Annotated in this window: 11 protein-coding genes and 1 pseudogene; 8 read left to right on the forward strand and 4 right to left on the reverse strand. The window is 64.4% G+C overall.

The genetic code is table 11. From position 1 onward, the window contains the following. Positions 1 to 166: 166 nt before the first annotated feature. The 6 genes from rsfS to BUA05_RS12115 all read left to right on the forward strand — a co-directional run bounded on the left by rsfS (position 167) and on the right by BUA05_RS12115 (position 5,000). Positions 167 to 517: a ribosome silencing factor gene (gene rsfS / locus BUA05_RS12090; RefSeq protein WP_072675289.1), complete on the forward strand. Its 351-nt coding sequence runs from the start codon at positions 167 to 169 to the stop codon at positions 515 to 517. A gap of 267 nt (positions 518 to 784) precedes the next feature. Then, positions 785 to 1,210, forward strand: coding sequence for a 23S rRNA (pseudouridine(1915)-N(3))-methyltransferase RlmH (locus BUA05_RS12095; protein ID WP_072675290.1), 426 nt, complete (start codon positions 785 to 787; stop codon positions 1,208 to 1,210). A 4-nt stretch (positions 1,211 to 1,214) separates the two neighbouring features. Next, positions 1,215 to 2,447 carry a murein hydrolase activator EnvC family protein gene (locus BUA05_RS12100; protein WP_072675265.1) on the forward strand — a complete coding sequence of 411 codons (1,233 nt, stop codon included), beginning with the start codon at positions 1,215 to 1,217 and terminating at the stop codon, positions 2,445 to 2,447. A 134-nt stretch (positions 2,448 to 2,581) separates the two neighbouring features. Continuing rightward, the gene (locus BUA05_RS12105) at positions 2,582 to 3,928 is read left to right on the forward strand and encodes a S41 family peptidase (RefSeq protein WP_072675266.1); all 1,347 of its coding nucleotides are present in this window, start codon (positions 2,582 to 2,584) and stop codon (positions 3,926 to 3,928) included. Positions 3,929 to 3,940: 12 nt separating this feature from the next. Continuing rightward, positions 3,941 to 4,393, forward strand: a complete 453-nt coding sequence (locus BUA05_RS12110) for a disulfide bond formation protein B (protein ID WP_072675267.1) — start codon at positions 3,941 to 3,943, stop codon at positions 4,391 to 4,393. An 85-nt stretch (positions 4,394 to 4,478) separates the two neighbouring features. Then, complete coding sequence (locus tag BUA05_RS12115) at positions 4,479 to 5,000, forward strand: demethoxyubiquinone hydroxylase family protein (protein ID WP_084662659.1); 522 nt, start codon at positions 4,479 to 4,481, stop codon at positions 4,998 to 5,000. Between the two features lie 18 nt (positions 5,001 to 5,018). Here the strand turns inward: BUA05_RS12115 and BUA05_RS12120 are convergent, their stop codons facing one another. Both BUA05_RS12120 and BUA05_RS14815 read right to left on the reverse strand, forming a co-directional pair. Then, complete coding sequence (locus BUA05_RS12120) at positions 5,019 to 6,041, reverse strand: phytanoyl-CoA dioxygenase family protein (RefSeq protein ID WP_072675268.1); 1,023 nt, start codon at positions 6,039 to 6,041, stop codon at positions 5,019 to 5,021. A gap of 40 nt (positions 6,042 to 6,081) precedes the next feature. Beyond that, a complete protein-coding gene (locus BUA05_RS14815) occupies positions 6,082 to 6,249 on the reverse strand; it encodes a hypothetical protein (RefSeq protein WP_158093714.1) in 168 nt (55 codons plus the stop codon). 153 nt (positions 6,250 to 6,402) lie between these two features. Here BUA05_RS14815 and BUA05_RS12125 point away from each other — a divergent pair, with 153 nt between their 5' ends. After that, positions 6,403 to 6,978, forward strand: a complete 576-nt coding sequence (locus BUA05_RS12125) for a hypothetical protein (protein WP_072675269.1) — start codon at positions 6,403 to 6,405, stop codon at positions 6,976 to 6,978. A gap of 3 nt (positions 6,979 to 6,981) precedes the next feature. Here the strand turns inward: BUA05_RS12125 and BUA05_RS12130 are convergent, their stop codons facing one another. Then, the gene (locus BUA05_RS12130) at positions 6,982 to 7,995 is read right to left on the reverse strand and encodes an NAD-dependent epimerase/dehydratase family protein (RefSeq protein WP_072675270.1); all 1,014 of its coding nucleotides are present in this window, start codon (positions 7,993 to 7,995) and stop codon (positions 6,982 to 6,984) included. Between the two features lie 200 nt (positions 7,996 to 8,195). Between BUA05_RS12130 and BUA05_RS12135 the strand changes: the two genes are divergently transcribed. Beyond that, complete coding sequence (locus BUA05_RS12135) at positions 8,196 to 8,705, forward strand: hypothetical protein (RefSeq protein ID WP_143150312.1); 510 nt, start codon at positions 8,196 to 8,198, stop codon at positions 8,703 to 8,705. Between the two features lie 200 nt (positions 8,706 to 8,905). Here BUA05_RS12135 and BUA05_RS14605 read toward each other — a convergent pair. Then, a pseudogene (locus tag BUA05_RS14605) lies at positions 8,906 to 9,018 on the reverse strand (PEP/pyruvate-binding domain-containing protein); the annotation flags it as partial.

The raw sequence follows: 9,018 nt of genomic DNA on the forward strand, positions 1-9,018 counted from the left end.
CCACGCGTTTCGGCTTCCTCACCTGCCCGTCTGCGTGTTGCCGGCCTTCATCGCCCTGAACTCTGGAGATACAAGATTGCCGATTACCGAGGCCTTTGTCGCATCCATTCCGCTTGGCCCGGCGCACGCCGCGGCCAAGGCGGGCCAGTCGCTCGTGCAGCCTGACATGGCAGACCATCCGCTGCACCAACTGGTGATGACCCAGCTTGATGATGATCAGGCGCAGGAAATCGTGTCGATCCCGCTCGAAGGGAAAAGCTCGATTGCCGATCACATGGTGATCGCCAGCGGACGTTCGACCCGGCAGGTGGCAGCGATGGCGCAGAAGCTGGCCGAGAAGATCAAGCAGGCCGGATTCGGCCATGCCCGGATCGAAGGCCTGCCCGCTGCCGACTGGGTGCTGATCGACGCGGGCGACGTGGTGGTGCACCTGTTCCGCCCCGAAGTGCGCAGCTTCTACAACCTTGAACGCATGTGGTCGTTCGAGGGGGGCGAGGCCACGCAAGGCAGGGCCTGAAGCTTTTTCCTGTTTTGCGCGCCCGCCTCCGCGGACGCGTGTCCTCGGTGCTGTTTCAAGCCCTACGGGCCTGAGCACCTGCGGGCGGGCGTTTTTGTTGGCCTATCGCTTCGCTACATGAGGCCATCCGCCCTTGCGGCCACTGCGTGACCGTTCCAATGCGAAACGGGCCGTGACGCGGACCGCAAGGGCGACTGCCCGCCGGCCGGTAGGCCGCCCCTCGGAGGCAAGGCCAAGCCTTGTGCCGTGAGAGAAAAGGACACCGCTATCCTCCTCCACATCATCGCGCGCGGGAAGATTGGCCGGTCGCCGGAGGGCGATCTGCTGGATCGCTATGCCAAGCGTCTGACGTGGCCGGTGAAGTTGACCGAATGGCCCGATACCGGGGCGGGCAAGGTTGCTGAGCCGATGACGCCATGCCGCACCGTGCTGCTCGATGAACGCGGCAAAGCCCTGCCTTCCGAGGATTTCGCCGCCATGCTCGGGCGCTGGCGTGATGAAGGCGTGCGCGAGACGCGCTTCATGCTTGGCGCGGCGGACGGCCATTCCGATGCCGAACGGGCGAACGCCGACCTCCTTCTCGCCTTTGGCCCCGCCACCTGGCCGCACCTGATGGCGCGGGCGATGCTGATGGAACAGCTTTACCGCGCCACCACCATCCTTGCCGGGCATCCCTATCATCGGGCAGGATAGGCGCATGACCCGTCCGGTGATCCTTGCCTTGCTGACCACCGTCGCCGCTTGCGCCGCGCTGGTCGTTGCCCTGCCGGAAAGCCGCGCCCGCACCGATGTGCTGCTGATTGCGCCGGATGATGCCGAGGCCCGGCTGGCCCGCGCCGCGCGCGAAAGCCGCCGCGCCGAACAGCGCGTGGCCCGCCTGACCCGCGAGGCCGAAGCCGCGACCGAGGCGGCCGAGCACGTTGCGGCTGAAACCGCCGCCCTCGCCGCGCGAATCCAGCAGACCGAAGCCGATATCGAAGTCGCCCGTGCGCAGTTGACCATCACGCGGGCCGAGCGCGCTGAACTGACCGCCCGACTGGCCGAACAGCAGGAGCCGACCGCCCGCCTGGCCGCCGCCCTGCAAACCGCATCGCGCCGCCCACTTGCGCTTTCTGCGCTGCAGCCCGGATCATTGAAAGAGGTCGTCTATGTCCGCGCCGTGCTCGACAGTGCGGTGCCGCAGATCCGCGCGCGCACAGCCAATTTGCGAGCCGAGCTGGACAAGGGCCGCATGCTCGAAGCCGAAGCCGCTGCTGCGCTGGAGAGCCTGCGCGATGGGGAGCAAGCCTTGCGTCAACGCCGCGCACAACTCGCCGCGCTTGAAAACCGGCAGCGTGTCGCATCGCGCACGGCGCGCGGCGCTGCTGTGCGGGAGGCCGAGCGTGCGCTGGCGCTGGCCGAGGAAGCGCGCGATCTTGATGGGCTGGTGGCGCGGCTGGATGATATTGCGGCCCTGCGGCGCGAATTGGCGGCGCTGCCCGGCCCCGTCCTGCGCCCGGCAGACCTCGCCGCTGCTTTGCCCACTGCGTCGCAACCCGTCGCAGCCGCCACCAGTAGCGCCAAGCCACCGCGCGATTTCCAGCTCCCGGTCGATGGGCGCACGCTGGTCGGCTTCGGCGCGAAGCGCGACAGCGGCCTTGCCAGCACCGGCCTTGTGCTTGCCCCGGTCGCAGGCGCGCAGGTGGTCGCCCCGGCGCGTGGGCGGGTGGCTTTCGCCGGGCCCTATCGCGGCTTCGGGCGAATCGTCATCATCGAACATGATGGCGGCTGGACGAGCCTGGTCACCGGCCTTGCGCGGGTCGATGCCGCGGTCGGCGACACTGTCATCGGCGGCAGTCCGATCGGGGTCGCGGGTGGGCGCGAGGAGCCGGTCACGATCGAACTGCGGCGCCATGGAGAGCCTGCCAATCCCTTGCAATTCCTGCGCTAGGCCCGATCTTGACAACACGGATGCAGGTTTGGCTGTCCCGTCCGGATACGCTGTTTCAGGCCGCCCGCGCGACTATCTGGTGTTAAGCTGGCCGAACCTGTACATTCGCCGCCCAAAGGAGCCTTGCACGTCCCATGAAATTCGCCGCTCTCCTGCGCAGCGCCGCGCTTGTCACCGCGGTGGCGCTGATCCCCGCCACCACTGCCACCATGGCGCAGGTCGATGGCCGCGCCGGCCCCGAATTTGCAAAGCTGTTCGCGGTGTTCCAGCGGGTGAAGGCAAGCTATGTCGAGCCGGTTGAGGATGACGTGCTGATCCGCGGCGCGATTGATGGCATGCTGGCCGCGCTCGATCCGCATTCGGCCTATCTCGATGGCGGCGATCTGCAGCGGCTCGAAACCATGATCGACGGGAATTATTCGGGTCTCGGCCTGTCGGTCGTGATGGAGGATGGCGCGGTCAAGGTCGTCTCCCCCTTCCGCGGCAGTCCGGCGGATTCAGCCGGCATCAAGGCGGGCGATTTCATCACGCATCTTGATGGCAAGCTGATCTATGGCGGCAGCCTTGATGATGCGGTGGCGCAGATGCGCGGGCCTTCGGGCACCGCGATCAAGCTGACGATCTTCCGCCCGGGCCGTGACGAGCCGATGGAAGTGGACGTGACGCGCGGCGTGATCGAACTCGAACCGGTCACCCACGAAGTTGCGGCGGGCAATATCGGGGTCATCACCGTCAACGAATTTTCCGCCGATGTCGGCGCGGATGTGTTCTCCGCCTGGCAGGAAATCCGCAAGGATGCCGCCGGGCGCCCTAACGGTCTGGTGCTCGACCTGCGCAACAATCCGGGCGGCAGTCTGGATGAATCGGTGGCGCTGGCCGATCTGTTCCTGACCTCGGGCCGGATCGTCAGCCAGCGCGGCCGCGCGCGGGGCGAGACGATGCTCTATGATGCCGAGACCGTCTATCGTGGCGACATGGCCGAAGGTGTGCCGATGATCGTGCTGATCAATGCCGGTTCGGCCTCGGCCTCGGAAATCGTCGCGGGCGCATTGCAGGATCACCGCCGCGCGCTGATCATGGGCGAACGCAGCTTCGGCAAGGGTTCGGTCCAGTCGCTGCTGCCGCTGGGCCGCGACGCGGCGCTCAAGCTGACGACGGCGCGCTATTTCACTCCGGCGGGCAAATCGGTGCAGGAAGGCGGGATCAAGCCCGACATTGCGGTGCCGCAGATCTCCGACCCCGATTTTGCGCTGCGCCAGAAATACCAGACGCGCGAGAGCGATCTGCGCGGCCACCTGATCAACGAACTCGGCATCAAGGACGAGGAGATGGAGACCGATACCGTCGCCGATCCGCGCTTCCAGCTGACCGCCGACGAGCTCAAGGATCAGGGGGTCGAGGATTTCCAGCTGCATTACGCGATGGAAACCCTGCGGCGGACGACCAAGAGCACCGTGGCCCTTCGGCCCGCCAGACCTTAGGGCGCGCAAGCCATGGATGGTCTTGGCAAGGCGCGGCTGCTGGCCGTGCTGGTTCCCGCAGCGCTGCTGGCCGGGGCGTATATTTCGCAATATGTCTTTGGCCTGTTCCCTTGCGAGATGTGCTGGTGGCAGCGTTACCCGCATTTCGCCGCGCTCGGCCTCGCGGGCCTTGCTTTCGTGATGCAGCCCGCGCGGGTGTGGACGGCGCTCGCGGGGCTGGCGATCATCACCTCGGGCCTGATCGGGGGCTTTCACGCCGGGGTCGAATATGGCTGGTGGCCGGGGATCACTGGCTGTTCCACCCTGCCATCGGGGACCGACGTGATGAATGTCTCCGCCGCGCCGCTGGTGCGCTGCGATGTCGCCCCGTGGAGCCTCTTCGGGATTTCGCTGGCGGGGTTCAATTTCCTGATTTCCTGCGGGGCGGGTGCGGCCATTGTGGCGCTCGCCGCGTATAGGAAGTAAGGGCGAAAGCATCGCGCCGAAAAGTGGGCACCGGTTTTCGGCCTAAAGCGATGCGACAGCAATGCTTCACGCAAAGGAGCCGATGATGGAACGCGATGAACTCCACCGCATGATCCGGGTCGATCAGGCCGGCGAATTCGGCGCGACCCGGATCTATGAAGGCCAGCTTGCCGTGATGGGCGACCGCGGGCCGCATTCGGCGGAAATCCGCCACATGGCCGAACAGGAAAAGGATCACCGCGCCAAGTTCGATGCGCTGCTGGTCAAACGCGGGGTGCGCCCGACGATGCTCCATCCGTTCTGGTCGGCGGCGGGCTATGCCCTGGGCGCGGGCACGGCGCTGCTTGGCCCCGAAGCGGCGATGGCTTGCACCGCGGCGGTCGAAACCGAGATCGACAAGCATTACAGCGAGCAGCTTGACCGGTTGGCTGACAGTGGGGCTGACCCCGAACTGGCCGACATGATCGAGGCCTTCCGCGAGGATGAACGCGAACATCGCGACGCCGCGCTGGCCAATGGCGCCGAACGGGCGCCCGCCTATCCGCTGCTGGCAGGCGCAATCCGGCTCGGCTGCCGCCTTGCGATCAAGGTGAGCGAGCGCTTCTGACGCACGGAGCGGGTCGCCTCATCGCTTGTCGATCGGGGTGCGCTGACCCACTGGTTGCCAAGGCTGGCCAATCTGCCTCGCCAGACCATCGCGCACGCGCCATACCAGTCCGACCCGCCGCTCGGCGATACCCGGCAGGCTGCTCGGATCACCGCCGAGCCATGGCAGGAATGGGTTGCGCCGGGCGTAAGACCACAGTTCCACTCGCTCGCCCGGCCGCAGCGATGGCCCCCGAGCGTGGAAGCCCACGGTATCGGCAACTACCAGCGTATTGGCATCGACCGCCAGCGCGCTGGCCGGGGGAAGCTTCATCGCCGCCAGCTCGCTGGCTCCGACGCGCGGCGATCCACGTGCGGAAAGACGGTCGATGGCGCGGGGGTCAGCAACACTGCGCGCCCGCTCCCAGGCGAGCCTTTCGGGCGTAAAGCGGTGTGATCCGGCCACATAGGTGAACGGCCCTTCCTCCACCGCCACCGGATTAAGGAACAGCCATGCTTTAAGTGAGGAATGGAAGCTGTCGGCGTGCAGCGTCTCCTGGGGGTCGACTTCGTTCCCGCCTGTCTTGCTTACGATCGTCTGGACGTAGTGTAGCGGGGTGATGCGGTAGCTGGCGACATAGTGGAACAGCGCAAGGATGTCCTTGCGTTCCAGCAGATATTGCAGTTGGGGAATGGCGCGCAGCATGGCGGGATCGATTGCCATGCGCCGTGTGATCGCATCGCCTTGCCGCATTTCCCGCGCCGGGCCTTCGTAGCCGAGGATCGCTTCGCGCAGCGCGGCAAAATGTGCGGGCGGGATGATGTCGGGGATAGCAACGAAGCCGTCGCGGTCGAAGGCTGCGCGCCATTCGGGCCGAACCATTGCGGCGAGGCGCCGGCGTCGCCAAGCGGAGAGGGCTGCCGCGAGCCTGACCCGCGCAACATGCAACCCGCGCTGGTTGAGCCGCCGCGAACCGATCCACGGGTTGTCGAGGAAGCTCTTGGCTCCGGTAGCCAGCTGGAGCATCCAGATCGGTGCCATAAGGGCCCTGCGAATGATCATGGCCTGTCTGCGTGAAAATCGAGCATTGCAAGCTTTGGGCTTAGACCGCGAGCATCGCCTGTCCAAGCGGATTTTCCTGCTCCGCATCAAGGCTTGTGGTCTCGCAGCAAACGCTTGAGGGTTTCGGGCAAGCGAGTTCTTCTGGTAATTTGGCGTGAACCAGCGCGTCTTTTTGATCCACCAGCGCGCGGCGCGCAGTGATGCCCATGCGGCCAGAGCATATCGATTTTCTGCCAAACCCGGCAAACAGAGCCTGCTTGCCCGGGCTTCACCGGCGGTTCAGCGCTTGCGGTCTAGACAAAGCCCCCCGTGCACAGGCATTGCAGCGGCATTGCCGTGCTCGCCACAAGGATCATTCGCTATGATGCATCTTTTTGCCCCTGCCCTTATCGCTGTCGCTGCTGCCGTGGGTGCCGCCAATCCTGCGAGTGCTCAGAGCACTAACGAGAAGATCAACATGGTGATCGCCTACAGCGAGGATGAATGTCCGGTCGCCCAGCCCGGCGAGGTGGTGATCTGCGAGATTCTGGTCGAGGCCGAACGCTATCGCATTCCCACCAATCTGCGCCACAGCGATTCGCCCCAGAACAATGCCTGGGCGAATCGGGTCGAGGAAATCAAATATGTCGGCGATTTCGGCGCGATGAGCTGCAGCCCGGCGGGCGCGGGCGGCTTTACCGGCTGCAACCAGAAGTTCATCGAGGCCGCCTACAAGGATCGGGCCGAAGCCGACAATGTGCGCTTCAGCGCGCTGATCGAGGAGGCGCGGCGGGAACGCCTCTCCACTATCGATGCTGAGGCCGCTGCCGAGCAGGAGCGGGTCGAGATGATCGAGCGCGAATATATGGAGCGGCTCGAGCGTGAACGGCAGGCTGAACTGCCAGGCGAGGGCGATCTTCCATCGCCGACGCAGCCCCGCAGCGATCAGCCCGAGTAGTACCTACACCCGGTAATAATCTCGGTACCACGCGACAAACCGCGCCACGCCTTCGCGGAACGGGGTCTGCGGGGCGTAGCCGGTCAATGATTTGATCAAGGACGCATCGGCCCATGTCGCAGGCACATCGCCCTGCTGCATCGGCATGAAGTTCTTGATGCCCTCGCGTCCGCATTCCGCCTCGATCGCGGTGATGAAATCCATCAGCCGCACTTTCTCGCCATTGCCGATATTGACCACCCGGAAGGGGGCAACGGGCGAAAGGCTGTCGCCCTCGGCGATGTCCTCTGGGCCGTCGGGCCGCACCGGCGCGGCGTCGATCAGCAGCCGGATACCGCGCACGAGATCGCTCACATAGGTGAAATCGCGGTACATTTCCCCGTCATTATAGATGTCGATGGGCGTGCCTTCGAGGATCCCGCGGGTGAACTTGAACAGCGCCATGTCGGGCCGCCCCCACGGGCCATAGACAGTGAAGAACCGGAACATCGTGGTCGGCAGGTTCCACAGGTGGGCATAGGAATGCGCCATCGCCTCGTTCGCCTTCTTGGTCGCGGCGTAGAGGGTCAGCGGCGTGTCGCATTTCTGCGTCTCGCCAAACGGCATGTCGGTATTGGCGCCATAGACCGAACTGGTCGAGGCCATCAGCAGATGATCGACGGCAAGCTCGCGCGCGCATTCCATCACGTTGAAGGTGCCGATCAGGTTGGCATCCACGTAAGCGCGCGGGTTTTCCAGAGAATAACGCACCCCGGCCTGCGCGGCCAGATGCACGATGACGTCAGGCTTTTCCGCGAGCGCCAGGGCGTGCAAGCGATCGAAATCCTCCAGCATCCCTTCGACGCATGTGAAATGCGGGTGTTGCAGCAGCATCTGGTGGCGCCGCTGCTTGATCCGCACGTCATAGTAATCGATCATCCCGTCATAGCCGACGACGCGAAAACCTTCGTCGAGCAAAGCCTGCGAGAGGTGATAGCCGATGAACCCGGCCGAACCGGTAACGAAAATGGTGCGCATGATGCGTGATGTGGACGCGGAACCGGTGCAAATAAAGTCTTTTTGGGATGTGTCTGCACGTGCCACCAGGCGCCCCGCTGCGAAGCGGGCGCACGGGCGGGTGGACAGCGCGGCAATTTCTCTTCCGCTGGCGAGCAGGCGATTGTAGAAGCAGAGACAGTCCCAAAGAAGTTAGCGCGGGCACCTAAGAAGGAGATGGCATGATGGCATGGGGACGTTTGGTGCTTGCGGCGCTAATGAGCTTGGCGGTGTCGGCTTGCTCGAGTGGTTCGGCCCTGCAGCCTGATCGCTCCATCTTCAGCCTTGATAACAACTATCAGCGATACGCCTATAATGCGCCGATCGAGACGACTTTCGAGCAGACCGTCGCAGTCTTCAAGGAGGCAGGCTACAAGCTCGACGTAATTGACCGTGCAACCGGGCAGATCAGCGGCACGCGCGGTGCAAGCGGCGATAAGGGCTCACCTTCGGACAAGGACCTCAAGTTTTATGCCTTAGTCTTGCCCAAGGGTCCCGGGAGTGAGTTGGGCATCAAAATCGTTCAGGTTTTGCGCCGTGGGCCCTTGGGTTCTTCGCGCGCTGAGCTGATTGTGGATGACGCGGTGATGTATCAGTATTTGTTCCGGCGTGTAGAGAATGCGTCATATCTGGTGCCTGCGATGGGGCAGAGCGATGGCATGGGCGGCGCGTTGGACTATCGAGAATTTTAACGGCTGCTGCGCGCCTGCTGTTGGTGAATGGGAGCCTTGGGTGCTCTTCATGATCAACAGTGTTGCCGAAAGTTCAAAGGAAACGCTGCGCCTAGTAGAAGGGATCCGCGCGTTGATGGCAGAGGCTGTCCGTCGTCAGAACATTTGGCACAACTTGCGGCGTAGATTAGCGGAGTGCGGACCTCGTCTGGGGGTTGGTTTTAGGCGGCGAGCTTGCGGTGTTGCAAGCGCCGATGTTCGATGGTGTGTCGCTTGATCCTTTCACGCTGATTGAGGATGGAAGCCGCCCTGCCGAGGTAGGCGTCGGCGGGCG

Origin of the sequence: Erythrobacter sanguineus, from assembly GCF_900143235.1 — a bacterium.
Taxonomy (GTDB): Bacteria; Pseudomonadota; Alphaproteobacteria; order Sphingomonadales; family Sphingomonadaceae; genus Erythrobacter; species Erythrobacter sanguineus.